General features: G+C 60.8%; 28 protein-coding genes and 1 pseudogene. 13 read left to right on the forward strand and 16 right to left on the reverse strand.

Translation table 11 applies throughout. The features are described 5' to 3' along the window. Positions 1-54: 54 nt before the first annotated feature. Positions 55-1,782, reverse strand: a complete 1,728-nt coding sequence (dauA, locus tag BTO32_RS12090) for a C4-dicarboxylic acid transporter DauA (protein ID WP_076724873.1) — start codon at positions 1,780-1,782, stop codon at positions 55-57. Between the two features lie 115 nt (positions 1,783-1,897). On the opposite strand from dauA, the gene BTO32_RS12095 reads away from it, so the two are divergent. After that, entirely contained in the window at positions 1,898-2,086 is a 189-nt protein-coding gene (locus tag BTO32_RS12095; RefSeq protein ID WP_076724874.1) for a CopG family transcriptional regulator, read from the forward strand. A gap of 76 nt (positions 2,087-2,162) precedes the next feature. Next, the gene (locus tag BTO32_RS12100) at positions 2,163-3,101 is read left to right on the forward strand and encodes a ChaN family lipoprotein (protein ID WP_076724875.1); all 939 of its coding nucleotides are present in this window, start codon (positions 2,163-2,165) and stop codon (positions 3,099-3,101) included. Here the strand turns inward: BTO32_RS12100 and BTO32_RS12105 are convergent. After that, complete coding sequence (locus BTO32_RS12105) at positions 3,070-3,627, reverse strand: macro domain-containing protein (RefSeq protein WP_076724876.1); 558 nt, start codon at positions 3,625-3,627, stop codon at positions 3,070-3,072. The genes BTO32_RS12100 and BTO32_RS12105 overlap by 32 nt on opposite strands. A 98-nt stretch (positions 3,628-3,725) precedes the next feature. On the opposite strand from BTO32_RS12105, the gene BTO32_RS12110 reads away from it, so the two are divergent. Continuing rightward, entirely contained in the window at positions 3,726-4,436 is a 711-nt protein-coding gene (locus BTO32_RS12110) for an SIMPL domain-containing protein (RefSeq protein WP_076724877.1), read from the forward strand. A gap of 4 nt (positions 4,437-4,440) precedes the next feature. Here BTO32_RS12110 and BTO32_RS12115 read toward each other — a convergent pair whose 3' ends face one another. Then, the gene (locus BTO32_RS12115) at positions 4,441-5,508 is read right to left on the reverse strand and encodes a beta-N-acetylglucosaminidase domain-containing protein (RefSeq protein ID WP_076724878.1); all 1,068 of its coding nucleotides are present in this window, start codon (positions 5,506-5,508) and stop codon (positions 4,441-4,443) included. Between the two features lie 160 nt (positions 5,509-5,668). On the opposite strand from BTO32_RS12115, the gene BTO32_RS12120 reads away from it, so the two are divergent. From BTO32_RS12120 to BTO32_RS12150, 7 genes are all read left to right on the forward strand, one after another. Next, complete coding sequence (locus BTO32_RS12120) at positions 5,669-6,742, forward strand: acyltransferase family protein (RefSeq protein WP_076724879.1); 1,074 nt, start codon at positions 5,669-5,671, stop codon at positions 6,740-6,742. 65 nt (positions 6,743-6,807) lie between these two features. Then, a complete protein-coding gene (locus tag BTO32_RS12125; RefSeq protein WP_076724880.1) occupies positions 6,808-7,266 on the forward strand; it encodes an ATPase in 459 nt (152 codons plus the stop codon). 149 nt (positions 7,267-7,415) lie between these two features. Further along, positions 7,416-8,492: a TRAP transporter substrate-binding protein gene (locus BTO32_RS12130; RefSeq protein WP_076724881.1), complete on the forward strand. Its 1,077-nt coding sequence runs from the start codon at positions 7,416-7,418 to the stop codon at positions 8,490-8,492. Positions 8,493-8,602: 110 nt separating this feature from the next. Then, positions 8,603-9,148: a TRAP transporter small permease subunit gene (locus BTO32_RS12135; RefSeq protein ID WP_076724882.1), complete on the forward strand. Its 546-nt coding sequence runs from the start codon at positions 8,603-8,605 to the stop codon at positions 9,146-9,148. Next, positions 9,145-10,440: a TRAP transporter large permease gene (locus BTO32_RS12140; protein ID WP_076724883.1), complete on the forward strand. Its 1,296-nt coding sequence runs from the start codon at positions 9,145-9,147 to the stop codon at positions 10,438-10,440. The genes BTO32_RS12135 and BTO32_RS12140 overlap by 4 nt, the downstream gene beginning before the upstream one ends. A 146-nt stretch (positions 10,441-10,586) precedes the next feature. Then, positions 10,587-11,900 carry an SAM-dependent methyltransferase gene (locus BTO32_RS12145; RefSeq protein ID WP_076724884.1) on the forward strand — a complete coding sequence of 438 codons (1,314 nt, stop codon included), beginning with the start codon at positions 10,587-10,589 and terminating at the stop codon, positions 11,898-11,900. Then, positions 11,900-13,024 (forward strand): NAD(P)/FAD-dependent oxidoreductase, encoded by a 1,125-nt coding sequence (locus BTO32_RS12150; protein WP_076724885.1) that lies wholly within the window; start codon positions 11,900-11,902, stop codon positions 13,022-13,024. Before BTO32_RS12145 ends, BTO32_RS12150 begins: the two co-directional genes overlap by 1 nt. A 398-nt stretch (positions 13,025-13,422) precedes the next feature. On the opposite strand, the gene aldA is transcribed toward BTO32_RS12150, so the two are convergent. From aldA to BTO32_RS12190, 8 genes are all read right to left on the reverse strand, one after another. Beyond that, positions 13,423-14,859, reverse strand: a complete 1,437-nt coding sequence (gene aldA / locus BTO32_RS12155; protein ID WP_076724886.1) for an aldehyde dehydrogenase — start codon at positions 14,857-14,859, stop codon at positions 13,423-13,425. A gap of 73 nt (positions 14,860-14,932) precedes the next feature. Then, a complete protein-coding gene (locus BTO32_RS12160; RefSeq protein ID WP_076724887.1) occupies positions 14,933-15,739 on the reverse strand; it encodes an HpcH/HpaI aldolase family protein in 807 nt (268 codons plus the stop codon). Positions 15,740-15,750: 11 nt separating this feature from the next. Then, a complete protein-coding gene (gene lra1, locus BTO32_RS12165) occupies positions 15,751-16,521 on the reverse strand; it encodes an L-rhamnose 1-dehydrogenase Lra1 (protein WP_076724888.1) in 771 nt (256 codons plus the stop codon). A 26-nt stretch (positions 16,522-16,547) separates the two neighbouring features. Next, complete coding sequence (rhaT, locus tag BTO32_RS12170; RefSeq protein WP_076724889.1) at positions 16,548-17,606, reverse strand: L-rhamnose/proton symporter RhaT; 1,059 nt, start codon at positions 17,604-17,606, stop codon at positions 16,548-16,550. A gap of 45 nt (positions 17,607-17,651) precedes the next feature. Beyond that, a complete protein-coding gene (locus BTO32_RS12175) occupies positions 17,652-18,539 on the reverse strand; it encodes an amidohydrolase family protein (RefSeq protein ID WP_076724890.1) in 888 nt (295 codons plus the stop codon). Continuing rightward, on the reverse strand, positions 18,536-18,865 hold the full coding sequence (rhaM, locus tag BTO32_RS12180) for an L-rhamnose mutarotase (RefSeq protein WP_076724891.1): 330 nt from the start codon (positions 18,863-18,865) through the stop codon (positions 18,536-18,538). Before rhaM ends, BTO32_RS12175 begins: the two co-directional genes overlap by 4 nt. Positions 18,866-18,993: 128 nt before the next feature. Beyond that, complete coding sequence (gene rhmD / locus BTO32_RS12185) at positions 18,994-20,178, reverse strand: L-rhamnonate dehydratase (RefSeq protein ID WP_076724892.1); 1,185 nt, start codon at positions 20,176-20,178, stop codon at positions 18,994-18,996. A gap of 19 nt (positions 20,179-20,197) precedes the next feature. Beyond that, positions 20,198-21,499 (reverse strand): MFS transporter, encoded by a 1,302-nt coding sequence (locus BTO32_RS12190; protein WP_076724893.1) that lies wholly within the window; start codon positions 21,497-21,499, stop codon positions 20,198-20,200. Positions 21,500-21,613: 114 nt separating this feature from the next. Between BTO32_RS12190 and BTO32_RS12195 the strand changes: the two genes are divergently transcribed. Continuing rightward, positions 21,614-22,564, forward strand: coding sequence for a LysR family transcriptional regulator (locus BTO32_RS12195; protein WP_076724894.1), 951 nt, complete (start codon positions 21,614-21,616; stop codon positions 22,562-22,564). Between the two features lie 49 nt (positions 22,565-22,613). Here BTO32_RS12195 and BTO32_RS18095 read toward each other — a convergent pair. Then, a pseudogene (locus BTO32_RS18095) lies at positions 22,614-22,768 on the reverse strand (IS91 family transposase); the annotation flags it as partial. Between the two features lie 4 nt (positions 22,769-22,772). On the opposite strand from BTO32_RS18095, the gene BTO32_RS12200 reads away from it, so the two are divergent. Both BTO32_RS12200 and BTO32_RS12205 read left to right on the forward strand, forming a co-directional pair. After that, positions 22,773-22,952, forward strand: coding sequence for a type 2 periplasmic-binding domain-containing protein (locus BTO32_RS12200; protein WP_076724895.1), 180 nt, complete (start codon positions 22,773-22,775; stop codon positions 22,950-22,952). A gap of 33 nt (positions 22,953-22,985) precedes the next feature. Then, positions 22,986-23,849 (forward strand): alpha/beta fold hydrolase, encoded by an 864-nt coding sequence (locus BTO32_RS12205; RefSeq protein WP_076724896.1) that lies wholly within the window; start codon positions 22,986-22,988, stop codon positions 23,847-23,849. 76 nt (positions 23,850-23,925) lie between these two features. Here the strand turns inward: BTO32_RS12205 and BTO32_RS12210 are convergent, their stop codons facing one another. The 4 genes from BTO32_RS12210 to BTO32_RS18205 are packed head-to-tail and all read right to left on the reverse strand — an operon-like array spanning position 23,926 to position 26,584. Beyond that, on the reverse strand, positions 23,926-24,822 hold the full coding sequence (locus tag BTO32_RS12210) for a metal ABC transporter solute-binding protein, Zn/Mn family (RefSeq protein ID WP_076724897.1): 897 nt from the start codon (positions 24,820-24,822) through the stop codon (positions 23,926-23,928). Positions 24,823-24,846: 24 nt separating this feature from the next. Further along, complete coding sequence (locus BTO32_RS12215; protein WP_076724898.1) at positions 24,847-25,719, reverse strand: metal ABC transporter permease; 873 nt, start codon at positions 25,717-25,719, stop codon at positions 24,847-24,849. Then, a complete protein-coding gene (locus BTO32_RS12220) occupies positions 25,716-26,462 on the reverse strand; it encodes a metal ABC transporter ATP-binding protein (protein WP_076724899.1) in 747 nt (248 codons plus the stop codon). Before BTO32_RS12220 ends, BTO32_RS12215 begins: the two co-directional genes overlap by 4 nt. Beyond that, entirely contained in the window at positions 26,459-26,584 is a 126-nt protein-coding gene (locus BTO32_RS18205; protein WP_281251527.1) for a hypothetical protein, read from the reverse strand. The genes BTO32_RS12220 and BTO32_RS18205 overlap by 4 nt, the downstream gene beginning before the upstream one ends. Positions 26,585-26,869 lie beyond the last annotated feature (285 nt).

The raw sequence follows: 26,869 nt of genomic DNA on the forward strand, positions 1-26,869 counted from the left end.
CTTGGCAATGCTCCAAGCATAGAGCATCGCACGCCAGTGGGTGAGCCGGTCGTCTCAACCGGATTCCGATCGGACCAGGGCAAGCGCGGATTCCAGGGTCGGACAGAACCGACTGAGCCCAGGTTCGGGCTGCACGCCGGCCCGGGCCAGGGTGCGCAGCGGCTGGAACTGCAGGTCGGCAATGATGACCTGGGTCCCGCTGCGGCGGCAGCTGGCCAGCAGTTTGGTCAGCGCCGACAGGCCGCCGCCGTCCAGCACCGTGACGCCGTCCAGGTACAGGACGAAGCCCCGCAGCTCCTGCGACCGCTCGGCCAGTTCACCGAAAATCCGGTCGGCGGCGGCGAAGAACAGCGGCCCGTTGATCTTGAACACGCGCCAGCCCTCGGGCAGCGGCGGTGTCACCCTTGAGCTCTCGGTGATGTCGGTCACCTTGGTCATCTGCGCCACCTCGCGCATGAACAACACGGCCGCCAGTAACACGCCGGCGGTAATGGCGATGACCATGTCCAGCGCCACGGTCAGGCCGAAACAGGTCAGGAACACCCAAACATCCCCCCGGGGCGCGGTGCGCAGCAGGTGCCAGGCCTTGGGGGCCTCGCTCATGTTCCAGGCCACCATCAGCAACAGCGCCGCCATGGCCGGCATCGGCAGATAGGCCAGGACGCCGGCCAGGGAGACCAGCGCCAACAACACCACCAGGGCATGGATCATCGCAGCCACCGGCGACTCGGCGCCCGCCCGGTAGTTGGCGGCGGAACGGGCAATGGCCGCAGTCGCGGTAATGCCGCCGAAGAACGGGGTGACCAGATTGCCCAGACCCTGCCCGAGCAGCTCGCTGTTGGCGCTGTGCCGCTTGCCGGACATGCCATCAAGCACCACCGCGCACAGCAGCGATTCAATGGCCCCCAGCATGGCGATGGCAAAGGCGGCCGGCAGCAGCGCCCGCACCAGATCCCAGGACAGCCCCAGCGGTTGGCCATCCGGTCCCGGCTGCTGCCAGGGCCAGGCAAACTCCGGCAGCACCGGCGGGATACCGGCGCCGGTGGAGCCGTCCGGCAACAGGTAGCTGAAACGCGAGCCGATGGTTTCGATGCCGGCACCCTGGCCGTTCAGCCACAACGCCAGACCACTGCCGACCAGAACCGCCGGCAGATGCGCCGGCACCGGGGTGCGCAGACGCGGCCACAGCAACAGGGTGGCCAGAGTGGCCAGCGTCACCGCCAGGCTCATCGGGTCCAGCTGCGGCAGGGCCCCGGCCAGGGCCGCCAGCTTGGCCCAATAGTGTTCCGGCAGTTCGGCCAGCGGCAAGCCAAGCGCATCCTTGACCTGCAACGTGGCGATCACCACGGAGATCCCGGCGGTGAAGCCCAGGGTAACCGGCTCGGGGATGTACTCGATGAAGCGGCCCAGCCGCATCACCGCCATCAGCACCAGCAGCAGCCCGGCCATGAACGTGGCCAGCAGCAACCCGCCCAGGCCATACTGTTCGGCGATGGGGTACAGAATGACCACGAAGGCGGCTGTCGGGCCGGAAATGCTGAACCGGCTGCCGCCGGTCAGGGCGATTAGGAAACCGGCGATACAGGCGGTGTACAGCCCGTACTGGGGCGCCACGCCACTGGCGATCGCCAGTGCCATGGCCAGTGGAATGGCGATGATCCCGACCGTAACCCCAGCCATGGCATCCCGGGCAAAGCGGCGGGCGTCGTAGCGCTCATCCAAGCAAGCCTCGCGGAAGGCGTGAGCAATGCGAAGAGAAAACAGGTGGGCACGGTGGGGCATGGAATCTTACTCGCCGGTCGACAGGATGCTTCATTATATGATCATGAGTTGTACATTCAATGTTAATCAAATTAACATTCGTGAAAACACTCAGGAATCACCACACGAGGTCCCCATGGAAAACCGCACCGCCCGACTCACCCTACTGATCGATCCGGAAAAGAAGGCCGCCTTCGAAGCCCTATGCCGGGAGGAGGATGTCACCCCGTCCCAGAAGGTGCGGCAGTTCATCCGCGAGTACGTGGAGGCCCGTCTGGGCCCGGACTGGCGCGAAACCCGGGCCCGTCCCGGCAGCCCAGAGTGACTATACTGAGGTGATGAACACGCGCTTGCTGGCCGTCCTAGCGGCCCTGACTCTCACCCTGACCGGATGCGCCGCCATGACATCGGACACGTCCGCCCTCACCGCGCCGCAAACCCTGTACCAGGCAGTGATCGTCGATCCCGCCGATGGCGCTCGCCTGAGTCCGGAACAGTTGGCCGACCGGCTCGCCGGCTCCCGGGTGGTGGTGGTCGGCGAGTACCACGGCCATCCCGCCTCGCATTTACTGCAATCACGCCTGCAACTGGCCCTGTACCAGCGCCAGCCCCACCAGATACTGAGCATGGAGCAGTTCGAGCGGGATCATCAGGCGGACCTGGACCGCTACCTGGCCGGCGAGCTCGGCGAGGCGGAAATGATCGAGGACACCGGAGCCTGGGACAACTACCGGGGCTCCTATCGTGCCCTGGTGGAGTTCGCCCGCCAGCACCGGCTGCCGGTGGTGGCGGCCAACGCGCCCGGGGCCTTGGTCCGCTGTGTCGGCCGCCAGGGCCGGGAGGCCTTGGCACGGATGCCGGCGGCGGAGCGGGCCTGGTTGGCCAGGCAGCCGTTCCTGGACTCCGACGCCTATCAGGACAAGTTCGCCGACGCCATCGGCGGCAGCCATGGCACCGACGATGCGTCCATGAGCGAGCGCATGCGCAACGCCTACCTCGCGCAACTGCTGCGAGACAACACCATGGCCGAATCCATCCTGGACGCACTGGCGCGCCACCCCGGCGATCAGGTGCTGCACACCACCGGTACGTTTCACAGCGAGCAGCGGCTGGGCACCGTCGCCGTCCTGCTGCAGCGGGCTCCCGACCTCGACGTGACCGTGATCAGCCCGGTGTTCTGGCCAACCGACGTCGACGATCCCCCCCTGCCGGGCAACCGGGACAAGGGGGACTATCTGTACTTTATCCAGCCCCTGCCACCGGAGTATCAAGACCCGGAACGGGCCCGCGAGGCCATGCGAGCCCGATTCAGCGGTGCCGGGACCGGACGCTGTCCGTGACCTGGATCAGGCCGGCCGCCGCCAGGGCCTGCTGAAACACCGCCCGGTCGCTGTCGGAAAACAGCACCAGCCGAATCCGGCGCAGGTGACGCAGCGCCGGGCGCTCGGTCCGGAGCGCCTCGGCGGTCACCGCCGCCGCGTCCGCCAGCGGGTATCCGAATACGCCGGTGGCGATGGCAGGAAAGGCAATGGACGACACTCGGGCCGCCTCCGCCAGATGCAGGGCGTTGCGGTAGCACTCGGCAAGCAGGCGGTCCTCGGGGCGGTCGACCCCGTACACCGGGCCCAGGCAGTGGATCACGTAGCGGTTGGGCAGCCCGAAGGCTTCGGTCATCACTGCCTGCCCAGGCCGGATCGGCGCCAGCGGCCGGCAGGCCCGGGCCAGCTCCGGCCCGGCCGCGCCATGAATGGCGCCGGCAACGCCGCTGCCGGGCAGCAACTGCGCGTTGGCGGCGTTAACCACCACGTCCATGTCCGGCTGGTGGGCGATGTCGCCCCGCACGCATTCGATCTGACACGGGTCCATAGGCTTTCCTCTTTTCTCGCGCCGGCATTGCCGCTAGTCTGGTCCGGATCCGGGATAGCCGCTCCGCCACCGTGGCGGCCCAGCACAAGGAGTTCCCCATGAAAGCCACCTCGGCCCTGATCCTCGGCCTCTGCGCCATCGTTGCCGCCTCGCTGGTGGGCAACGGCCTCACCGGTCTGCGCACCGGCGACCGTTTCGTCACCGTCAAGGGCGTCGCGGAGCGCTACGTCGACGCCGACCTGGCCCTGTGGCCGATCCGCTTCGTGGCCACCGGCAACACGTTGGACGAAGCTCAGCGCAAGGCTCAGTCCAGCCGCGAAGCCATCCTCGCCTTCCTGAAGCTCCAGGCCATCGACCCGGGCGCCGTGGAGCTGCTGCGGCTGGACGTCACCGACACCCGGGCCAACCCCTATTCCGGCAACGGCGCCCAGCATCCGTTCGTCATCCACCAGACGCTGATGGTGCGCAGCACCGAGATCGAGCGGGTACGTCAGGCGGCCCAGAACCTGAGCGACCTGGTGGACTCCGGGGTGGTGCTGTCCTCCGACTACGGTCCGGGGGGCCCGACCTACCTGTTCACCGGCCTGAACGACATCAAGCCGGCGATGATCGCCGAAGCCACCGAGGCGGCCCGGGACGCGGCCCTGCAGTTCGCGCGGGATGCCGACGCCGAGCTGGGGCCGCTGCGCCGGGCCAATCAGGGCGTGTTCCAGATCCTGCCCCGGGACCCAGCACCGGGAATCATGGAGCAGCAGCAACCGGTCAAGAAGGTGCGGGTGGTATCCACCTTCGAATACCGCCTGCGCTGACCGGCTACTGGGTCGCCACCATCTCGTCGGTAACCTGATACTCGCCCATCAGCCAGCGCATGATCTCCTGCGCGCCGGGATGATCGAAGCCATCGTAGGTGCGCAGCAGAGCCTGGCGCTTCTCTTCGCCGATGCGTGCCAAGCCGCCGTCCTCCAGTACCAGCAGATCCGCCTGGACCTGCTGGGCCAGCTCCGCCCCCAGCACCTCGCGCGCCGCCTGGCGAAAGGCTCGGCCGTACTGGTAGTCCGGCCCCAGCCGGTAGGACTCGGCCAGGGTCAGTGCCGGAATGGCGGTCAGCGTGGGCTGCAGCGCCGGATTGATGCCGTGCCCGGCCAGATGGGCGGCGTTGGCCGCCGGCCGGCCGGTGAACGCCCGCAGGTGCAGGTGCCGGGACATCCGGTCGCCGTCGTTGACCGGGTAGTTGTCCCACAATACCGGCTTGCGCCGGAGCAGGTCGCCGATGCGCTTCAGATGGCCGGGCGACACCTCCCGCGAGCACACTTCCTCGCCGGTCCAGAACACCTCGATGGCCGGATCCAGGCTCCGTCCCAGAGTGCTGAGATAGTCCGACGGACGCGCGCCGAACACCCGGTCCAGCACCGGATCCTCGGAATAGTAGCTGGGACAGACCCGTAGGGTGTCGACCTGGGTGTGGTCACGCACCCAGTGCATCATGTCCACCTGGGTCCGCGCCAGTTCCGGCACATCCGAGCGCATATCGTCAAACAGGATCGCCAGTTCGTCCAGCTCCAGGCGCTCCAGCCAACGCAGCTTGGCCAGCAGCGCCCGGCGGCAGTCGTCGTCGAACCGGCGGTACGCTTCGTAGGGACTGAGACCGACGCCGAAGCGCACGCCGTGCTTCCGGCAGAACCGGCCAAACGCCGCCAGCTCGGCCGCTTCCGCCGGCGGGTGGGGTTCCTGCCAGCGGCGCCGCAGAAACGGGTCCGCCTTGGGGGCGTACAGATAGAAGGCGTAGCCCCGGGAGCACAGCCGCCGCACCAGGCTGCGCCGCTCGTCCCAACTCCACAGGGGGCCGTAGAAACCTTCGATAATGCCCAGGGGTAGTGTCATGGTATCCCGCTCCCGACGCTTGGTGATGCCGGAATCGACCCGGCCAGGATTACCACATGGTATACCCACCGCAAGCAGACGGTGTAGAAGCGCCGTAGGCGTCACGGCGCCGGCGGTTTACCATAGTTCCATTGTCCGCCACCACGAGCCCCGAACGCCGATGACCACGGACCACCAACCCCGCCTGCAAACCTTGGACGCCCTGCGCGGCGTGGCCGCGTTGGGTGTGGTGCTGTTCCACTACCTGCCCTACTACGGCCACCTGTACGGCCATGGCGCCCCCTTGCCGGAACCACTGACCGGGCCGCTGGAGTTCGGCCGCTACGGCGTACACCTGTTTTTCATCCTGAGCGGCTTCGTGATTTTTATGACCCTGGAGCGAACCCGGACCGCCGGCTGGTTCGCCATGGCCCGGGCCAGCCGGCTGCTGCCCGCGCTCTGGGCCGGCATTTTCATGACCTACCTCTGCGTCCAGGCACTGGGCCCGGAAAACCGGGCCGTCACCCTGCCCCAGGCCCTGCTGAACCTGACCCTGCTGCACGAGTACCTGGGGCAACCCCACGTGGACGGCGCTTACTGGAGTCTGGTGGTGGAGGTGACCTTCTACGTCTGGATCGCGGCGCTGTTCTTTGGCATGCGGCAGTGGTCCCGAATCCGACTCGCCCTGGCGGTCTGGCTGGCGGTCAGCTACACGGGCGTGATCTTCTGGAAACACCTCCCGGGGCCGCTCGAGTTCCTGGTCAAGGATCTGCTGTTCGTGAAGTACGCGCCCCTGTTCATCGCCGGCATCCTGGTGTATCGCTGGTACCGCGGAGGCACCTTGCCGCCCGCCGAACGGATCCTGCTGGCCTTTGCCATGGGCCACGCGCTGCTGGCCTACAAGGCCCCCTTCAATCTGTTCGTGCTGGCCTGCCATGGCCTGTTCCTGCTGGCGGTGTTCGGGTATCTGGGATTCCTGGCCAACCGTCCGCTGCTGTGGCTGGGGCGGCTGTCCTATTCGCTCTACCTGATCCACCAGAACATCGGCTACGGCGTGCTGGGGCTGGCCTACCGCCAGGGACTGCCCCCGGAGGCGGCGGTGCCGCTGGCGGTGACCACGGCCCTGGCACTGGCTTGCCTGCTGCACTACGGTATCGAACGCCCCTGCCTGGAGCGCTTCCGACGCTATCGGGAACGACAGGACCAACGGCCCGGCCCTGACCTGGGTCAAGCCGCCTGCCCAGGCGAAGGGTGACAATATCGTCTAGACTCGTCGCAACCCCATGCGTTCGCCACGGCACACGGAAACAGGAGCCCGTCATGGACATCAAGACCTTCGGAGACCTGATCGACTGGACCCGCCAGCTGCACGCGCACCTGGCCAGATGTCTGCACGAATCGGCCACCCGGACCCGGGACGAACGGGCCGGGGCCCTGCTTGACTACCTCAGCAAGCACGAAACATTGCTGGAGAAGGCTGTCGCCGAGTTCGAGCGCCAGGCCGACCCCAAGGCCCTGACCACCCGGCTCTACGACTACGGCAGTCATCCGCCGATCGAAAGTCACCGCACCTGCGAGACCCACTACGAGGCGCTGGACTTCGAGGGCATCGAGCGGGAGGTGTTCGATTTCCACCGGCAGGTCATGGACCTCTACGACAGCCTCATCGGCAAGGCGGAAATCCCGGAAGCCAAGTCCCTGCTGGAGGAGCTCAAGGCTCTGGAAGAGCACGAGGCCATGCGCCTGGCCCGTCAGGTCGGGCGTATGGAGGACCTCTAGCCACGATTACGACCTAAGTCGTAGAACAAACGGTTATCCGTTTCACTCCACACCGATACTTGCTAACTTAATTCCTCTTAAGGAGTTGTTGTTCCCTACAGGGAAGCAAAACACTCATCATAAAAACGACAATTGAGGATGGAAGAGTAATGAAGATCCGTTCTGTTCTTTCCGCAGCCGTGCTGGCCGTGGCTACCGCTGTAGGCTCCGCACAGGCCCTCGCCCAGGAGACGTTCACCCTTCGACTGGCAGAAACCTGGGGCCCGAACTTCCCGATCTTTGGCGATACCACCAAGCGCTTCAAGGAAACCGTCGAGAAGATGTCGGATGGCCGCATCCGTATCCGCATCGACTCCGCCAACAAGCACAAGGCTCCGCTCGGCGTATTCGATATGGTCAAGGCCGGTCAGTACGACATGGGCCACTCCGCGTCCTATTACTGGAAAGGCAAGGTCCCCGAGACCCTGTTCTTCACCAGCATGCCGTTCGGCATGAACGCCATCGAACAGTACGCCTGGTTCTACTACGGTGGCGGCATGGAGCTGATGGAGGAAGTGTACGAGCCGCACAACCTGCTGTCGTTCCCGGGGGGCAACACCGGCGTCCAGATGGGCGGCTGGTTCCGCAAGGAAATCAAGTCCCTGGATGACCTCAAGGGGCTGAAGATGCGGATCCCGGGCTTCGCCGGGGAAGTGTTCGCCGAGGTGGGCGTCAACCCGACCAACATCGCACCGGGCGAGCTCTACACCGCGCTGGAACGCAACACCATCGACGCCGTCGAGTGGGTCGGCCCGGCCCTGGACCTGCGCCTGGGCTTCCAGCAGATTGCCGACTACTACTACACCGGCTGGCATGAACCGGCCACCGAGCTGCAGTTCCTGGTCAACAAAAAGGTCTGGGAGAAACTGCCGGCCGACCTGCAGGAAATCATGCGCGTGGCCATGCGTTCCTCCGCCTACGACATGCTGATCCAGTCCCAGCACGCCAACGCCGAGGCCTGGGCCAACATCAAGAAGGACTACCCGAACGTCAAGATCAAGAAGTTCCCCAAGGAGATCTTCCAGGCCATGTATGAGGCCAATAAGAAGCTCCTGAAGGAGGCCGCCGAGAACAGCGAGATGGCGGCGAAGATCATCGAGTCGCAGCGCAACTACCTGCAGAAGAGCCGCGCCTACACCGACATCTCCGAACGGGCATACCTCAACACCATGGCCGAAGTCGAGTAAACTTGGGCCGGCGTGAGTCAACGGAGCCGGGATTGCTCTGATCAGCAATCCCGGTTTTGTCGTTTCTGGTAACCGACGAAAATCCAAAACCGCTTCGCGGGAGATGTTCAATGGGGTGGATTATCAAGCTCGATGAGGGCCTGGGGTGGCTCTCCAAGGTCTGTGGCTGGATAGCCTGTGTCGCCATGATCCTGATGGCGGCCAATGTGTTTTATGACGTCGTGGCGCGCTACGCATTCAACGACGTCTCCATCGCCATGCAGGAGATGGAGTGGCACCTGTACTCGGTGGTGTTTCTGCTGGGCATTCCCTACGCCCTCAGGACCGACGGACACGTCCGGGTGGACGTGTTCTATACCAACTGGAGCAACACCCGAAAAGCCTGGGTCAACCTGGTGGGTGCGCTGATCTTTGTGATTCCGTTTGCCTTTCTGATCGGCTTCTACGGCTACGAGTTCGCCCTGGACTCCTACCACATGGGGGAAAGCAGCGGCGACCCGGGCGGCCTGCCGAACCGGTGGATCATCAAGGCGGTCATCCCGTTCACCGCTGTGTTCATCGCCACTGCCGGACTGAACATGGCGACCTACGCCATTCGCGTCTTGGCCGGTGATCGGAGTTACGAAACCGAACACAGCGGAGGTGGCCTGGCATGATTGGCATGATTATGTTCGCCGCGGCCCTGGTCATGCTGATGCTGGGCTTCCCGGTCGCGTTCACCTTTGGCGGTGTCGCCCTGTTCTTCGGCGTCTTCGCCCAGGGCATGGACCTGTTCGCGTTCATGCCCTACCGCATCATGAGCGTGATGCAGAACACCGTGCTGATGGCGGTGCCCCTGTTCATCTTCATGGGCGTGGTGCTGCAGCGCACGAAACTGGCCGAGCAGCTGCTGACCTCCATGGGGCGGCTGTTTGGCGGCCTGCCCGGCGGCCTGGCCATTTCCACCATCCTGGTGGGTGCGCTGCTGGCGGCTTCCACCGGCGTGGTGGGTGCCTCCGTCGTCGCCATGGGTCTGATCTCGCTGCCGGTCATGCTGGCCCACAAGTACGACAAGCGCCTGAGCACCGGCACCATCTGCGCGTCCGGGACTTTGGGCCAGATCGTGCCGCCGTCGATCATCCTGATCATCCTGGGCGACGTGCTCGGGCTGCCGGTGGGTGACCTGTTCAAGGCGGCGGTATGGCCGGGCGTGGTGCTGATCGGCCTGTACATCGTCTACATCCTGGTGCTGACCCGTCTGAAACCGGAGACCGCACCCCCCATGCCGGAGGACCCGACCCGCTCCCGCAAACAGGAAATTGTCGCCGCCCTGATCGCGATCATCCCGCCGCTGGCGCTGATCGTGGTGGTGCTGGGCTCCATCTTCACCGGCATTGCCACGCCCACCGAGTCCTCCGCCCTGGGCGGTGTCGGGGCCGTGGTACTGGCCATCATCTATCGTCAGTTTTCCTTCAAGATGGTCTGGGAAGCGGCCAAGGACACCGTCAGCGTGACTGCCATGGTATTCGCGATCCTGATCGGCGCCACCGCCTTCTCCATGGTGTTCAGCTACACCGGGGGCGACTACCTCCTGGAAGAGTGGCTGACGATGCTGCCGGGCGAGCACTGGGGCTTCATCATCCTGGCCATGCTGGTGATCCTGATCCTGGGCTTCTTCATCGACTTCGTGGAGATTTCCTTCATCATCGTGCCGATCCTGGCACCGGTGGCGGAGTCCCTGGGCATCAACATGCTCTGGTTCGCGATTCTGGTCGCCATGAACCTGCAGACCAGCTTCCTGACCCCTCCCTTCGGGTTCTCGCTGTTCTACCTCAAGGGCGTGGCGCCCCCGGAGGTGCGCACCGTGGACATCTACCGGGGCATCATCCCCTTCATCGCCATCCAGATCCTGGTCCTGGCGCTGATCGTGGTATTCCCGGAGTGGTTCGGTATGAGTGCCACCTACTGATCCCACACGTCGTCACCAAAAAAACCGGGCTCTGGCCCGGTTTTTTCATGTCCAGCCGGAACCACACCCGTGCCCTGACATTCCCCGATCATTTTCTATACTGAATGGACGATGACCGGGAACCCGCGCAAGGGAGAGTGGCCGCCATGACCGAAAGTACCGCCCGCAAGTCCAGAACGCCCCACGACAGCCGCAAGGGGCACGTGCTGTCCCTGCCCATGACCGACAGTCACGTGGACCGGGACCCGCACAGTTACGAGCGCTGGATGGTCGGCAAGCTGATGCGAATGGCCGGGTCGCCGCCGGTCCGGTTCCGGCTGTGGAACGGGGCAGAGGTCACCCCCGAGGGCCAGGAAGCCCGGTTTACCCTGCACTTGAAGGACCCCAAGGCGCTCTACGCTCTGGTCGCCAACCCCAACCTGGCCTTCGGCGACCTGTACAGCGCCGGGCGACTGGCGGTGGAGGGCGACCTGCCCGACCTCATGGAAACCCTGTACCGGGCCATCCACGAGGCCAGGCAGCGCTGGCCCCGCTGGCTGGATGCCCTGTGGAAAAACCACAACCCCCGCGCCACCGGCATCGACGAAGCCAAGGAAAACATCCATCACCACTACGACCTGGGTAACGACTTCTACCGCCTGTGGTTGGACCAAGCCGCCATGCAGTACACCTGCGCCTACTACGAGCAGCCCGACCTGACCCTGGAGCAGGCCCAGCTGGCCAAATTGGAACACGTGTGTCGCAAGTTGCGGCTGCGGCCGGGCATGGCCGTGGTGGAAGCCGGCTGCGGCTGGGGTGGCCTGGCCCGCTACATGGCCCGTCACCACGGCGTCACGGTGCACGCCTACAACATTTCCCGCGAGCAGGTCCGCTATGCCCGGGAAGAAGCCCGGCGGCAGGGCCTGTCCGACCGGGTCGAGTACATCGAAGACGACTACCGCAACATCTCCGGCCAGTACGACGCCTTTGTTTCCGTCGGCATGCTGGAACACGTCGGCAAGGACAACTATCCGGCCCTGGCGGAGCTGATCCAGCGCACCCTCCGGCCCGATGGCTTGGCGCTTCTGCACAGCATCGGCCGCAACCGGCCCATGCTGATGAACGCCTGGATCGAAAAACGCATTTTCCCCGGCGCCTACCCCCCCAGCATCGCCGAGTTTATGGAAATCTGCGAACACGGCGGCTTCTCGGTGCTGGACGTGGAAAACCTGCGCCTGCACTACGCCCAAACCCTGAGCCACTGGCTGCAGCGGTTTGACGCGCACCAAGAGGCCGTGACCGCCATGTACGATGAACATTTCACACGGGCTTGGCGGCTGTACCTGGCCGGTTCGATCGCCGCCTTCCGGGCCGGTTCGCTGCAGTTGTTCCAAGTGGTATTCAGCCACGGCAGCAACAATCAACTGCCCCGGAGCCGGCGGGACCTGTACGCCAGCCCGGCCGCGCCGGAGGATGTGTGATGGAGTACTACGACCTGATCATCGTCGGGGCCGGCCCGGCCGGCTCCACCCTGGCCCACGCGCTGGAGGACAGTGGCCGGCGCGCCCTGCTCATCGACAAACAGTCATTCCCCCGGGACAAAACCTGCGCCGGCTGGGTCACGCCGGCGGTGATGGCCAGCCTGGACATCGACCTGGACGACTACGCCCGTGGCCGTACCCTGCAACCGATTCGCCGCTTCCGGATTGGCATGATGGGGCAGCCGGCAGTGGAGAACGACCACCGGGACATTGTCAGTTACGGCATCCGCCGCTGTGAGTTCGACCACTTCCTGCTCAGCCGGGTGCGGGGCCCGACCCAGCTGGGCACGGCGGTCAAAAGCCTCCAACGCCAAGGCGGCAACTGGGTCGTCAACGGCCAGTGGGCGGCCCCGCTGCTGGTCGGCGCCGGTGGCCACTTCTGCCCGGTCGCCCGCCTGCTGGGGGACGGCCCCGGTCGCCATGAAACGGTGGTCGCCGCCAAGGAAGTGGAGTTTGAAATGAGCCCGGCCCAGGCCCGCGCCTGCCAAGCCCGCGGCGACACGCCCGAGCTCTGGTTCTGCCGGGACCTCAAGGGCTATGCCTGGATCTTCCGAAAAGGCAACTACCTGAACATTGGCCTGGGCCGGGAGGACAATCGCAAGCTGGGCGACCACTTGGAAGCCTTCGTCGAGGCCATGAAACAGGGCGGCCGCATCCCCCCGGACCTGCCCGGCCGGTTCAAGGGGCATGCCTACCTGCTCTATGCCCATGCCGAGCGACCGCTGGTGGATGATGGCGTCATGCTGATCGGTGACTCCGCCGGCCTCGCCTACACCCAAAGTGGCGAGGGCATCCGCCCGGCGGTGGAATCGGCCCTGCTGGCGGCGGAGGTCATTCGTTCGGCCGGTGACTACTCAGCGTCCTCACTGCAGGCATACGGCGAGGCCATCGCCCGGCGCTTCGGCAACCGGGCCGGCGAGTCCGAACCCGGCTGGCAGCTGCCCGTCTGGGTCCGGAACGGTCTGGCCAGCGCCCTGATGCGCTCGCACTGGTTCACCCGCAAGGTAGTGACGGAAAAGTGGTTCCTGCACCGGGACGTACCGCCGCTGGCCCGGGCGGTGTGAACACCGCTTGGCGGACTCCAAATACAAAAAAGGCGGCCACGGGGACTGCCTCAGACTGCTGACAAGCCCCCGCCATTATGGTGGGGGTGTTGTAATGGGGGCACCGACTTTTCAGAGGCTGCCCTATGCTCAATGAGCCATCCCCCCCAACAACACGAACTCGAGATGGTCAGTCTCGAATCGCGGGTTCCTGTGCTTCAACCGGACCGACAAGATTTCGGACACGTCCACCCTGAGGCAGAACCGCCAGCGGCGGTTCCAGGTTACCGGCGACCGAACAAACCCAAGGGTTACCTCTCAACGCGGGCCCTCCACTTATGATCCCGAGACCAGCAGCTATCTCCGCAGTCCGAGAGGGGCAAAAAAGCCCCTCTTTGACGCTGAAATCCACATCCGCTTTACAGTTGCATGTAGACCACATGGGTATGCATGAACTCGTACAGACCGTGCTTACCATCTGCACCGCCCACACCTGACTTACGCACACCCGCGTGATAACCCTGCATCGCTTCAAAGTTTTCGCGGTTAACGTAAGTCTCACCAAAATCGAGTGCGTTGATGGTTTTCATCGCTTTGTTAAGGTCACGCGTATAAACCGATGAGGTCAGGCCATACTCGCAGTCATTCGCCAACGCGATCGCTTCATCCAGGTCATCCACAATCTGAATCGGTAGCACCGGCCCAAAGATCTCTTCACGCATAATCGCCATCGAGTGATCACAATCTGACAGCACGGTTGGCTGATAGTGATAGCCCTGCCCCAAATCGGCCACCTGACCACCACACAGCAGCGTCGCACCCTGCGCTTGGGCTTTTTCTACGCTTGCAGCCACTTTTTCGAGCGCCTGCTGGTTGATGAGCGGCCCCATCTCAACGCTCTCATCTGCAAGTGGGTCACCAAATTTGGTGGCCTGCATGGCGGCAACCATCTTCTCGGTAAACTCTTTCGCCACACTGCGCTCAACGTAGACACGCTCTGCACAGTTACAAACCTGTCCGGTGTTGATGATGCGCGAGTCACGAATCGCCTTCACAGCCAAATCAACATCAGCATCGGCTAACACGATGGCTGGCGCTTTACCCCCCAACTCCAAGTTCAGCTTGGTGATGTTTTCAGACGCCGCAGCCATGATACGTTGCCCCGTCACCACGCTGCCGGTGAAGCTGATCATGTCAACGTTGGAGTGCGCGCTCAACGCACCACCAACAGATCCCGCGCCGCCAACGACGTTGAACACACCCGCTGGCAGACCGGTTTCTGCTACCAGTTTGGCAAACTCGAAACAGTTAATGGGCGTCTCTTCACTTGGCTTTATGACAATGGTATTGCCTGTCACCAAAGCGGGAGCCATTTTGCGAGCGATCAGGAAGAACGGAAAGTTCCACGGCAGAATACCCGCTACAACACCCAGAGGTTTACGGAATAGGAACATCTGTTCACCCGGGCGATCGCTGTTGATGATCTCGCCTTCGATACGGCGCGCCCAACCCGCCATGTAATCCATATAATCCGCGGTAAAGTTAACCTCAACCTCGGCCAGCGGTAGAATTTTGCCTTGCTCAGCAGTGATAACTCGGGCCAAACGCGGTGCGTTTTCGCGAATCTTGTTGGCAAGGGTGGTGAGGTAGTTCGCGCGCTCAATTGCTGGACGCTCGGCCCACGCTTTTTGAGCATTACGCGCTGCAGCCAGTGCACGGTCCACATCTTGTTCAGTTGATGCCGGAACGGTTGCCAGCAGCTCCTGCGTTGAGGGGTTAAACACCTCAATCTTGTCAGCCGTATTGCTGAAGTCACCGTTGATAAAGTTGCGGTAGTGCGTCATCTCTTGAGTCATGGCCACATTCCTTTATTTTTGTGATTTGTCAGTTCTGTTCATTGAACACCGCGTTAAATCGGCAAAGCACGGTTTAATAGGTCGCGCGCTCGCCTGTCGTTACACCGGTTTCATCCCGATAAGCCTGCAACTTCTGCTGAGCCGCCTGTTTCAGGAACGAGATATCGATACCGATGGCAATAAACCGAAAACCCTGTGCTTCGTAACGGCGGGCATCTTCTAGACGCGGTGCCAAAATGCCGCAGGCTTTGCCGTTGGCTTGCGCTGCTTTCAGCACCCTTGCGATAGCCGCTTGCACCTCAGGATGGTTGGGGTTGTTAGGGTGTCCCATACCCAGTGAAAGATCAGCAGGACCAACAAACAGTGCATCGACCCCCTCTGTCGCTGCAATCGTTTCAACATGTTCAACACCGGTTGGCGATTCAATCTGAACAACCAAACACTGCTCCTGATGCGCAGTTTCAAGGTAGTTCTCAACACCATCCCAAACGGTGGCACGTGCCAATCCACCACCGACACCGCGAATGCCATACGGCGGATAACGCATCGCGCGTACCAGCGCTTTAGCCTGCTCCTCTGATTCGACCATTGGCACCATCAGGCTCAACGTACCAATATCGAGTACCTGTTTAATCAGCGAGGGATCATGGTTTGGAATCCGAACCACCGGTGCGGATCTGTATGGCGCCAGCGCTTGTAGCTGGGTCAACAATGTCTGAACGGTATTCGGGGCATGTTCACCATCGACCAGCAACCAGTCGTAGCCGACTGTGGCCAGAATCTCAGCGGCATAGCTGTGAGCAAACCCCGCCCAGCAGCCCAATTGCAGCGCGTCGCTCTTTTGCAGCGCCTCTTTAAAACGGTTTTTTGGCAATTCCATCGACCGACTCCTTACTGCAGATTCACAAACATGCCGCCATCAACCAGCAGCGATGCGCCGGTCACGTAGCTGGCCATATCCGACGCCAAGAATACGATTGGGCCACCGATATCTTCGGGTTTACCCAAACGGCCCAGCGGCGTACGGCTCACCATGTAATCGTGTTTCTCTTTATCGGAGAGGTCATCGGCATTGATATCGGTTTCGATTGTGCCCGGCAGCACCGCATTACAACGGATACCATATTGGCCCAGTGCCACTGCGCAGGACTGCATCAGGGAAAGTACGCCCGCTTTGGTTGGTGTGTAGTGAGTCTGCATGGCACCGCCCACCAGCGCACTAATTGAGCTAACCGCGATAATCGCACCACCACGGCCCTGCTTTTTCATCTGATTAGCCGCCGCTTGCACCGCAAAGAAAGCACCATTCAGGTTGGTGTTGACCGTTTCCAGGTAGATCTCTTTTGGCATGTCTAAGAAGCTATGGAATGGGCAGATACCGGCGTTATTGACGAACACGTCGACACCACCAAAGTTATCGACTGCCGCTTTAACCAACAGCTCGCCGGTTTCAGGATCACCCGCCGGTGCACCGACAGCAACCGCCCGCCGACCCAGTTCGTTAATCTCAGCGATCAACTTCTCTGCCTTAGGTTTGCTGCTTTCACGGCCGCTGTAGCCAATCACAACGTTTGCTCCGTGACGTGCACACTCCAGTGCTGCAGCCTTACCGATACCACGTGAAGCACCGGTGATAATCACACTTTTGTCTTTAAGCAACATAATAACCATCCTTCTGTTGTTGTGGCTTAGCGGAGGTAGTTACCCCAACCAACCATGCAAATTGAAAATAGGATGATGGCGATCCCTATGTAGAGAACCCGCATATTGCGGCGACTGGCCCCACGCCATTCACGGAAAAACATTCCCCAGAAATTGGAAACAATGATGATGAATGACATGTGCAACACCCATGAACTGGCATCATTGTTAAGACGGCTCTCTCCCATGCCGTAAAAAAAGAACTGCAAGAACCAAGTCGTGCCTGCCGCTGCACTGAGCAGCCAATTGCGCAGACGTGGTGTCTCAGGATTCACAAAATCGGTATAGCTACGATTACGAATCGCCATCGCCGCACACCAGATCAAATTCGTGGTCAGCCCTCCCCACATGATCACCATAAAGGTCACATTGTTCTGAAACAGTGAGTTCGACCCCATCGCCACCGCCGCTTCTGCCAAGGGGCGACCCGCAGAGATGCCGTAACTAAAGCAGGCACTTAACATGCCTGAAATCAGCGCGACCGTGATTCCCTTCGTAAGCGAAAATTCTGCAACACCGGCTTTTTTATGATGGTCGGCCATCTCCTGCTCTTTGATGATGCCTGCGCGTCCACAAAATGCGATACCAACCAGCGAGACGGCCACACCTGCTAACACCCATAATCCACCGGTCGATTGCAGCATGGAGGTGAAGGTTTGCTCGGTAGAATCCGTAAACAGATCACGATAGATAGGCGGAGCCAGGGCCCCAAACGCCGAGGTGAGGCCCATAATGACGGACATACCCAGCGACAGGCCGAGGTAGCGCATGGTCAAACCAAACGTCAGACCACCAATCCCCCAGAGCACACCAAAGGTGTAGGTCCACATCAGCACAGAACTGTCGGCGTTCTGCAAAATTTCGATGAAATGCGGGACGGTAAAGTAGGCCGCAATCAGCGGCACAATCAGCCATGAGAAGAGACCACCAGTAATCCAGTAACTCTCCCAAGACCACTGTTTAACGCCTTTGTAAGGGATATAGAAGCTGCCGGAAGCAAAGCCGCCTACAAAGTGGAGAAAGATCCCCAGCAGTATTATTTCCATAATCTGAACTCTTAACGTTATGTTTATTGAACGAGTTTTTCTGGATCAGAGTCGGTAAAAGCGTCGCGCGTTGGCCGCGAACATCGCCTCCTTATCTGTCGCTGAGGCGTTCGCTACGAGTGCAGCAAAGCACTGCCATATCTCTTCGTAGCTGCAGTAGAGGCTTTCAACCGGATAATTGGAGGCAAACATGACGCGCTCGACACCCATTTGGTCGATCACTTCATACACCAGAGGACGAATACTATTGGCGGTCGGCTCATGGTCCAACATGCCAAAACCGCTCAGTTTTACCGCCACATTGGGCAGTGTTGCTAACTGGCGAATGCCATCGCGCCAAGTACACCACCCCTGTGGGCCGACACGATCAACGTACATACCGGCATGATTGAGAATGAACTGAATATCTGGATGCTGGGCGATCACTTGGGCCGCTTGTGCCATCTGATCGGGATAGATCTGCAGGTCAAAACTGAGATTGTATTGCGCCAGCAATGACAGCTGTTTTAGCCAACGCTCATCGCTCATAAAGTGATAACCCACATAGTCAAACAACGGGTCGGCATGCACATTCAGAATCTGACGTACACCCGTCACACGCGGGCTTAACGCGATATGATCGAGCAGTTGCTGCTCGGCATCTTCTGCCGCCAAATTGACATGTACCACTAAGGAGTACGGCAGATCGGCAGTCTTGCGGGTCAATAACTGACTGAGCCATTGTGTTTCCGCTAACGGATTATCGGCATTCGCTTCGACGTGCACAAAGGCCTCTAACTCAATCTCACCCCGCTCAGCCATCAGCTGTTGCGGACCAAAATCGCGCACCATTGGTGTGTAATCACCTAACAGATTGTGTACAGGCTGTGAGAGCCAGCCTTGATTCTGTTCTGCCAAGCTCCAGAAATGCAGGTGCGGATCGACAACTCTCATGGCATCACCTGCGGATAGAGTGAGAACATTTCTTCCAGATCAACCGATACCGGAGATTTATCTGCGTTGGCGGGCATCAGATCAGCCATGTACTCCCACCACTTCTGCATGATTGCTTGCTCTGGCAGGCAATCAACTTGATGCTCATCTTCAAGAAACATCAGCGCAAACAGCGCATGATGTTCGCGATCTAAAAAGATGCGATACCAGCGAATTCCACTCGCTTTCAGCAGTTCTGCAAGGTCAGGCCAAATCTCAGCATGACGGCGCTGATACTCCACCTCCTGTCCGGGGTTGAGTGACATGCGAAAGGCACGAATCTGCATAGCGTACTCCTTGAGGCTAAACCGCTAGGGCGGTGTCTGGCTCTTATCAACGAGGCCGACGTTCTATCCATGTCGCGGTTCATGAGTGGGGAGCCCCCCTGCCCCCCGGTTTACAAGATTCCTCTGGGTTAGTGCGTGTATGGCCGATGCAGCTTGCACTCTGGGTTCAAGCGCACACCAAAGCCCGGTTTGTCCAACTCAGAGATTTTCAGGCGTCCGTTGACTGGTACGGGTTCATCCAACAGCAGCGGATTGAACATTGGGACCACCTTATCGGCCTGCGGAGCCATCATCAGAAACTCAGCAAAGGGGCTGTTATGGCGCGTTGCCACAAAGTGGTAGCTGTAAACCGATGAACCATGGGGTACGACCAGCTTGCCGTGCGCATCAGCCAGTGCCGAGATCTTTAGCAACTCAGTGACACCACCACACCAACCAACATCTGGCTGAATCAGGTCGCAACAATCCATCTCCATCAACATACGAAAGCCCCAACGGGTCGCTTCATGCTCACCGGTGGTGACCATCATGGTGCTCGGTACTTGCTGGCGCAGTTTTGCGTAACCCCAGTAATCATCAGGCGGCAGTGCTTCTTCGATCCATTTCAAGCCATACTCTTGCGCTGCATGTGCCAAACGGGTGGCGTACTCGACATTCAAACTCATCCAGCAATCAAACATCAGCCAGAAATCATCACCCACGCGCGAGCGCATCTCAGCGAGCTTTTCGATATTTTTCTTCAGTCCTTCATCACCATGTGCAGGCCCCCACTGCAGTGGCATCTTGCCACCGATAAAGCCCATATCTTTGGCCAAGTCTGGACGTGCGCCCGTAGCGTAGAACTGCAACTCATCACGCACTGCACCGCCAAGCATCACATGCACAGGTTCTTCACGCACTTTGCCGAGCAGATCCCACAACGCCAGATCGACACCAGATAAGGTGTTGATAACCACACCCTTACGGCCATAGAACAGTGATGCGTTAAACATCTGGTCCCAGAGTTTTTCGATATCGGTGACACGCGCGCCTTCAAGGAAACGTGCAAAGTGCTTTTCAACGATATAGGCACCAATTTCACCGGCGGTCGTTACGCCCAAACCGACGTGCCCTTCGCTGTCCTCAATCTCGATAACCAGCGAGCCAAGCACGTTGATCCCGAAGCTCTGACGGCTCTGGCAGTACTCAGGGTATTTGCTCATTGGCGTGCAGATATGATCATCAATCCAGTGGCTATCGCCCTGATCGTGATAATCGGCCCCGCCGCCACGAACAACGTAGGCTCTTACGTGCTTAATAGTCGGTATGCTCATAAATCAAACTTCCATTTCTTTACGATAAATGTGTTTTAGCCGCCGCGTAGTCAGCGGAATCTGAACGACGAATCGCTAGCAATAGAAGCGCTGCAACGACGGTGAGAGACGCCAGTAGGTACAACCCTGCCGAATTTGATGCGTAGGTAGTTTCTGCCCAGTTTTTCAGGTTAGGGGCCAAAAATGCGCCGATTGCACCGATGGTATTGATCAGCGCAATACCCGCTGCTGCCGCAGAACCGGTGAGATAAGCGGATGGAAAAGTCCAAAACACAGGCTGCACAGCGATAAAACCAGCAGCGGCAAAACAGAGGGCAATAAAGGCGATAGCAGGCGTTGAAAGTGCCACCGACAGCGCGATACCACAGCCCGAAATCAGAATGGTCACAGCTGCTGTTTTACGACGCTCCCCAGTGCGGTCAGAAAATGCAGGGATAAAGTAAGCGGCCAGCAGTGCACAGATCCAAGGGATCGCGGTAAACAGCCCCACCACAAGACCCACGCTATCACCGACCAACGCGCCTACTTGGGTTGGCAGATAGAACACCATGCCGTAAACGCTGCACTGAATCAGCGCGTAGATCAGCGCCAGATGCAACGTGCGCATATCCCTCATCGCCTTGAGCAAGCTGCCGTGGCCTTCATGACCCACCTTGTCGCGATTCTCCGCATCCAATGCAGCAATGAGCTGATTACGTTCAGAGTCACTCAGCCATTGAGCATCTTTAGGACCGTTATCCAGATAAAAATAGGCCCAGACACCCACAATACTGGCTAGCAGACCTTCAACCAGGAACATCCACTGCCAACCGAGTAAGCCGCCCGCACCGTGCAGTTCGAGCAGAAAACCCGATAACGGCCCACCTAAAATGAAGGCGATAGGAGCACCAAAGTAGAAAAAGCCCATCGCCTTAGCGCGATATTGTGAAGGAAACCAGTAGGTTAGATAGAGAATCACCCCCGGAAAGAAACCCGCCTCAGCCACACCTAGCATGAAGCGCAGTAGATAAAAGAGGGTTTCAGAGTCGGCGAACATCATCGCCGCTGAGAGCATGCCCCAAGTCACCATGATTCGGCACATCCAAATTTTAGCGCCAACGCGCTGCATGATGAGATTGCTGGGAACTTCAAACAGCGCATAGCCCAGAAAGAATATGCCTGCACCAAATGCAAAGGCTGCGTTAGAGATACCGGTATCTGCTTGAAACGCCTCTTTCGCAAAGCCCACATTGGCCCGATCAAGAAACGCCATCACATACATGAGTAGCAAGAAAGGGAGCAGGCGCCACGCGACCTTCTTCGAGATTTCTACTGTGTTCATTTTGCTTTCCATTTATTTTTTGTTTTAAGCAGGACCACTTTACGAATGGATTGTGATTCGTGTCTAATCCCAACTAGCTAACAATTGATAACCAATAGTTATTGGTGAACAGAGATGGCCACTCCCGTCCAATATCAGGTTTTGCTGAATAGACTGCGCTACAAGCATCTGGTGATGCTGGTAACCCTCGGCAACAACTTGAACATGCATCGCGCTAGTGAAGCGCTCAACATGTCGCAGCCAGCGGCAACCAAAATGTTGAAAGAGATTGAAGCCGCGTTTGGCTGCGCGCTGTTTGAGCGCCTAAATCGTGGAATGCGGCCCACCGCCATTGGTGAGGAGGTATTGAAGTTTGCCCGCCAGTCACTCAGCGCTCTAGAGCGGTGCGCCGAAGATGTCGCAAGCTTTCGAGAAGGCGGTTACGGGCACCTTTCGATTGGTACGGTGATGGGTGCAGCACCGGGCTTAGTGGCGGAATCGATCGCCGAGATCAAACGCCATAAACCGATGCTTAATATTCGTATTATGGGCGATACCAGCGACCAGCTACTGGAGCTGCTACAACAGGGCAAAATCGATATGGCCATTGGCCGCAGAGCGAGCTTTGGGGCACGTATTCCCTGCACCTTTGAACCACTGAGCAATGAAAAGCTGATCGCAGTCACACGCGCAGGACACCCCTTTGAGAGCCAACCGCCCGCATCCATGACCGAGCTGGTAAACCAATGGCCTTGGATTCTGCAAACGCGCACTAGTCCTGCAAGACAAGCCGTAGAGAATCACTTTCGCGAGCTAAACCTTCCCTCGCCTGCGGATATTACTGAGTGCGGCTCGGTGTTCGCGATGCTGCAATTGGTGCAGCTCACGGATGCGGTCATGGTGCTGTCAGAGTCAGTTTTGAAAGACTATCTAGAGATGGAGTTGTTACGGCCGGTTCCCTTGCACTTTGCCCCACATCTGGAGCCGTTTGGTATTTTATTGCGTGAAGGCGATACCCTACGCCGCGAGCAGCAGGACTTTATCGAGCTGCTGCGTGAACGGGCACAGGGCAGCCCTATCACCTAAAGAATAAACATCAACGCGGTTATCCTACTGCGAGCGCACCATGTCGACAGCCCGCCTGAGGGCCATCAGCGAGGCGGTAGGTGATCGAATGCCCCGGCAGCTGATTCATCGGATCGCATCCGAGGCCGGGTAACGGTTCTCCATATCCCGTTCCAGCAGCCCCTGGCGTTCCAGAAAGCGCCCGACCCGTTGGGCGATGGTGTAAGCTATGTGCGAGAGTTCGGCGGTGGATCTAGTGGTGGACGACGCGGTGCAGGGGCTGGGCATCACCCAGCTGTTCGAACAGTGGCTGGCGCCCTACCTGCAGGAGGGCACGCTGGAGCCGGTACTCGAGTCCTGGTGCCACAGTCGTTACAGGGGCGTCATAGGGGGTAAGTGCCTCGCTTGATGCCCGGGCTGCGAATAGAGTGGAGGAGAATCGATGGCAGACACTATCCGCTTCAGGTGGCAGGACGCAGACGTCACCGTCGGCATGAGCCAGGCAGGGAGCGGGCGTTCGGTCGTTCTGTTGCCGGCATTGAGTTCGATTTCCACGCGCGGCGAGATGCAGCCGCTGCTGGAGCGGCTTGCGCCGTCCTGTTGCGTCACGTCGCTCGATTGGCCGGGCTTTGGTGACCTGCCACGCCCGCGGGTCGACTGGACACCGGATCTGCTCTCGGCCTTTCTGAACTGGGTGCTAGATGAGGTCCTGACGCCTCCGCATGCGGTTGTCGCCGCCGGACATGCCGGTACCTACGCGCTTTACCAGGCCGTGCATCATCCAGCAACCATCGAGGATCTCGTCCTGATCGCCCCCACCTGGCGTGGGCCGCTGCCGACGATGATGGGCGGTCAGCGATCCTGGTTCGCCCGGGTCCGGGGTGCAGTCGACAACCCCTTGATCGGCCCGTCTCTCTACCGCCTGAACGTCAGTCGGCCGGTCATTCGGCGGATGGCGCGCGAGCATGTCTACGACGACCCTGAATGGCTGTCGGGCGAACGCATGGCGGCCAAGCGGGCCGTCACCCGGGCGGCAGGCGCGCGGCATGCCTCGGTGCGCTTTGTCAGTGGCGCCCTCGACCGGGTGGGGAGCCGGGAGGCGTTTCTCGACCTGGCGCAGCGTGTCGAGGTACCGATCCTGATGGTCTACGGCAGCGCGGCGCCCCGGCGATCACGGGCGGAGATGGCCGCACTGGGCGAATTGCCCAACGTGGATGTTCGGCAGCTGCCAGCCGGCAAGCTGGCCGTTCACGAGGAGTACCCGGAAGAGGTCGCGACGGCCGTGGCGTCGCACCTCTCGGGGTGAGTCTGCCACTGGCGACGTCGGCTGGAACATGCCACGACCTGGCCCGGGCGCGGCCCGCCCGGGCCAGGCATGGGGATTACTCCGTCATCGCCTTGACGATCTGGTCGGTGTTATAGCGCATCAGCGCTTCATAGCTTGGCACCGGGCCATCGGCCGTGGACAGTGCCTCCGGGTAGAGTTCCCCGCCGGGTTTTGCGTTCGTGGCGGCCGCGATCTGCTTGACCAGGCGCGGGTCGTTGGAGTTCTCGATGAAGTAGACCCGGATGTTCTCCTTCTTGATCTGGTCGATCAGCTCGGCCACGTCCGCGGCGGAAGCCTCCGTTTCCGTCGACATGCCCAGCGGCGCCAGGAAGGTAACGCCATACTCCTCGCCGTAGTAACCAAAGGCGTCATGGCTGGTGAGTACCTTGCGCTTGTCGCGGGGTATGGCGTCGATCTTGGCATGGATCGTGGCATCGAGTGCCTTCAGCGTCTTGGCGTAGCGGTCGGCATTCGCGGCGAAGTCCGCCGCGTCTTCCGGGTCCGCCTTGGCAAGCGCCTCCTCGATGTTGTCGATCCAGACCAGCACGTTCGGCACGCTGTTCCAGACGTGAGGATCGGTGATCTCCTTGCCGTCTTCCTCGAAGGTGTGCGTCTTGATGCCGGTGGAAACGACGACCGGCGGCTTGCTGGCCCCCGAGGCCTTGACGAGACGCTGAAACCATTCTTCCAGGCCTTCTCCGCTAATGAAGGTGACCGCCGCGGACCGAACAGCCTTGGCATCGTCGGGCGACGGTTCGAAGGCATGAGGGTCGCCATTCGGCGGCACGAGGCTGGTGACATTCACATGGTCGCCGCCCACGTGTTTCACCACATCGGCAAGCACGGTGAAACTCGCGACGACATCGATCGTCTTGGCCGAGGCACTGGACACCGTTCCCAGACCCAGTGCGGCCGAACAGGTCAACGTGAGAAGGAGCGATCGTATCTTCATGGTGGTTTCCCTTGAGTGGCAATGTCAGCCCGCGAGATGCGGGCGCTTGATGAGGCGCCGCAGTGCTCCGGCAGGAGCGACGAGCAAGGAGACGCCATAGATGAAGGCCGCGGTCAGGATGATCGTCGGCCCGGAAGCGAAGCGCAGGTGATAGGAGATGAGCAGGCCGACGAGTCCGGATAGCGCGGCGCTCGAGGCCGCGACCACGAACATCAGGGGCAGCGTGCGTACCCACAGCTGGGCGATCGCGGCCGGCAGCATCATCATGCCCACGGCCATCAGCGTGCCGAGCGTCTGAAATCCAGCCACCAGGTTGATGACCACAAGGAACAGGAACAGGAAGTGGTAGAGCGGCCCGTGGCCGCCCACTGCGCGCAGGAAACCGGGATCGAAGCACTCGGTGACCAGCGGCCGATAGACGACTGCCAGGCTGATGAGTGTCAGCGAGGCGATGCTGCCCACCAGATACAAGGCCGTCGGGTCGATGGCGAGAATCGTGCCGAACAGGACATGCAGAAGGTCGATGTTCGAGCCGCGCAGCGACACGATGAGCACGCCGAGCGCCAGGGAGGTCAGATAGAAGGTGGCAAAGCTCGCGTCCTCCTTGAGCGCGGTGGTACGGCTGACGACACCGGAAAACAGGGCGACGCTGAGCCCGGCGACGACCCCACCAAGCCCCATGGCCGGAAGCGACAGGCCGCCGGCAATCAGGAAACCAATCGCGGCGCCGGGCAGGACCGCATGGCTCATGGCATCGCCGACAAGGCTCATGCGGCGCAGCATGAGCAGGACCCCGACGGGGCCCGAACCAAACCCGAGGGCGATGGAAGCGGCCAAGGCCCGGCGCATGAACCCATAGTCGGCGAAGGGCGAGACGAGAAACGAATGAAGGCTCATGCCACGTCCTCCTTGCATACCATGGCATCCTCGTCCCAATCCTCGGCCATGGCACGGGCACGTCGGAGGTTGTCCGGCGACAACGCCTCATCGGTCGCCCCCCAGGCGATGGCCCGGCGAGCCAGCAGGAGTGTTGTCGGAAAATGCGCCCGTACCTGCTCGAAATCGTGGAGCACCGCGATGACGGTGCGACCGTTGTCATGCCAGCGGCGCACAATCTCGAGGAGGTCGCGCGTGGTGCGCGCGTCAATGGCGGTAAACGGCTCGTCCAACACGATCACCCGTGCATCCTGCAACAGGAGCCGGGCAAAGAGCACGCGCTGAAACTGACCGGCCGAGAGCGAGCCAATGGCCCGTCGTTCGAACCCCTCCAGCCCGACCGCCGTCAGCGCCTGGCGGGCCTTCTCGGCCAGGCTCGGCGTGGCGCCGCCAAAGCCGCCGATCTCTCGCCACGCGCCCAGCATGACCGTGTCGGCCACGCTCAGCGGAAAACGCCGGTCGATGTCGGCGGCCTGGGGAAGATAGCCAAAATCGCGGGGCGACAGACCGCCAAGGTCGATCCTGCCCTCGGTGCGGGCCAACTCGCCCATCATCGCCTTCAGGAGCGTCGACTTGCCCGCGCCGTTCGGTCCGACGATGGCCGTCAAGCTGCCCGGTTCGAACTGGCCCGAGACATGATGCACGGCCGGGTGTCGGTCGTAGGCGACGGTGACGTTCTCGAGGCGGATACCTGGAAAGCTCATGGCAGCGACACCGCCCAGGCAATCATGAGCCAGAGTGGTACCAGAATGGCCACGATGCCCGCCAAGCGGCGTAGCGATGTCTGGGCCATCAAGGAGGACAGAAACGGGTCGGAAATCTTCATGGCCACTCCGGGCGACGGTAATACAATACAGCCTGATATGTTATAACATAACAAAACGGTATAGAAAGAATAAACACCCATTTCGCCCAGGTCCAGCAGCTCCGACAGGCTCTGACTGCGAATGGCAAGTCCGGCAACCGTTCGACAACCCCGAATACGCCTGAATGCCACTCACGTCGCTGACAATCTGCCCGTTTTTTCGCCAGAGTCGGCTCCATTCGAGCCAACGGGCACAGCAGCCCCTGCCGCGGTGGTGTGAGCGCAGCATCCTGGCCTAAACGACTG

It is taken from the genome of Marinobacter lutaoensis (assembly GCF_001981305.1).
GTDB lineage: Bacteria > Pseudomonadota > Gammaproteobacteria > Pseudomonadales > Oleiphilaceae > Marinobacter > Marinobacter lutaoensis.

What these genes read in the sequence shown, in the direction of transcription:
- BTO32_RS12220 (WP_076724899.1), bottom strand. Translation starts at nt 26,462, where the DNA reads ATGAGCTTTCCAGGTATCCGCCTCGAGAACGTCACCGTCGCCTACGAC.
- dauA (WP_076724873.1), bottom strand. Translation starts at nt 1,782, where the DNA reads ATGCCCCACCGTGCCCACCTGTTTTCTCTTCGCATTGCTCACGCCTTC.
- BTO32_RS12150 (WP_076724885.1), top strand. Translation starts at nt 11,900, where the DNA reads ATGGAGTACTACGACCTGATCATCGTCGGGGCCGGCCCGGCCGGCTCC.
- BTO32_RS12190 (WP_076724893.1), bottom strand. Translation starts at nt 21,499, where the DNA reads ATGAACACAGTAGAAATCTCGAAGAAGGTCGCGTGGCGCCTGCTCCCT.
- BTO32_RS12195 (WP_076724894.1), top strand. Translation starts at nt 21,614, where the DNA reads ATGGCCACTCCCGTCCAATATCAGGTTTTGCTGAATAGACTGCGCTAC.
- BTO32_RS12095 (WP_076724874.1), top strand. Translation starts at nt 1,898, where the DNA reads ATGGAAAACCGCACCGCCCGACTCACCCTACTGATCGATCCGGAAAAG.
- BTO32_RS12145 (WP_076724884.1), top strand. Translation starts at nt 10,587, where the DNA reads ATGACCGAAAGTACCGCCCGCAAGTCCAGAACGCCCCACGACAGCCGC.
- BTO32_RS12120 (WP_076724879.1), top strand. Translation starts at nt 5,669, where the DNA reads ATGACCACGGACCACCAACCCCGCCTGCAAACCTTGGACGCCCTGCGC.
- rhmD (WP_076724892.1), bottom strand. Translation starts at nt 20,178, where the DNA reads ATGAGCATACCGACTATTAAGCACGTAAGAGCCTACGTTGTTCGTGGC.
- BTO32_RS12175 (WP_076724890.1), bottom strand. Translation starts at nt 18,539, where the DNA reads ATGAGAGTTGTCGATCCGCACCTGCATTTCTGGAGCTTGGCAGAACAG.
- BTO32_RS12140 (WP_076724883.1), top strand. Translation starts at nt 9,145, where the DNA reads ATGATTGGCATGATTATGTTCGCCGCGGCCCTGGTCATGCTGATGCTG.
- BTO32_RS12200 (WP_076724895.1), top strand. Translation starts at nt 22,773, where the DNA reads ATGTGCGAGAGTTCGGCGGTGGATCTAGTGGTGGACGACGCGGTGCAG.
- rhaM (WP_076724891.1), bottom strand. Translation starts at nt 18,865, where the DNA reads ATGCAGATTCGTGCCTTTCGCATGTCACTCAACCCCGGACAGGAGGTG.
- BTO32_RS12125 (WP_076724880.1), top strand. Translation starts at nt 6,808, where the DNA reads ATGGACATCAAGACCTTCGGAGACCTGATCGACTGGACCCGCCAGCTG.
- aldA (WP_076724886.1), bottom strand. Translation starts at nt 14,859, where the DNA reads ATGACTCAAGAGATGACGCACTACCGCAACTTTATCAACGGTGACTTC.
- BTO32_RS12210 (WP_076724897.1), bottom strand. Translation starts at nt 24,822, where the DNA reads ATGAAGATACGATCGCTCCTTCTCACGTTGACCTGTTCGGCCGCACTG.
- BTO32_RS12105 (WP_076724876.1), bottom strand. Translation starts at nt 3,627, where the DNA reads ATGGACCCGTGTCAGATCGAATGCGTGCGGGGCGACATCGCCCACCAG.
- BTO32_RS12205 (WP_076724896.1), top strand. Translation starts at nt 22,986, where the DNA reads ATGGCAGACACTATCCGCTTCAGGTGGCAGGACGCAGACGTCACCGTC.
- BTO32_RS12135 (WP_076724882.1), top strand. Translation starts at nt 8,603, where the DNA reads ATGGGGTGGATTATCAAGCTCGATGAGGGCCTGGGGTGGCTCTCCAAG.
- BTO32_RS12130 (WP_076724881.1), top strand. Translation starts at nt 7,416, where the DNA reads ATGAAGATCCGTTCTGTTCTTTCCGCAGCCGTGCTGGCCGTGGCTACC.
- BTO32_RS12160 (WP_076724887.1), bottom strand. Translation starts at nt 15,739, where the DNA reads ATGGAATTGCCAAAAAACCGTTTTAAAGAGGCGCTGCAAAAGAGCGAC.
- lra1 (WP_076724888.1), bottom strand. Translation starts at nt 16,521, where the DNA reads ATGTTGCTTAAAGACAAAAGTGTGATTATCACCGGTGCTTCACGTGGT.
- BTO32_RS12110 (WP_076724877.1), top strand. Translation starts at nt 3,726, where the DNA reads ATGAAAGCCACCTCGGCCCTGATCCTCGGCCTCTGCGCCATCGTTGCC.
- BTO32_RS12115 (WP_076724878.1), bottom strand. Translation starts at nt 5,508, where the DNA reads ATGACACTACCCCTGGGCATTATCGAAGGTTTCTACGGCCCCCTGTGG.
- rhaT (WP_076724889.1), bottom strand. Translation starts at nt 17,606, where the DNA reads ATGGAAATAATACTGCTGGGGATCTTTCTCCACTTTGTAGGCGGCTTT.
- BTO32_RS12100 (WP_076724875.1), top strand. Translation starts at nt 2,163, where the DNA reads ATGACATCGGACACGTCCGCCCTCACCGCGCCGCAAACCCTGTACCAG.
- BTO32_RS18205 (WP_281251527.1), bottom strand. Translation starts at nt 26,584, where the DNA reads ATGAAGATTTCCGACCCGTTTCTGTCCTCCTTGATGGCCCAGACATCG.
- BTO32_RS12215 (WP_076724898.1), bottom strand. Translation starts at nt 25,719, where the DNA reads ATGAGCCTTCATTCGTTTCTCGTCTCGCCCTTCGCCGACTATGGGTTC.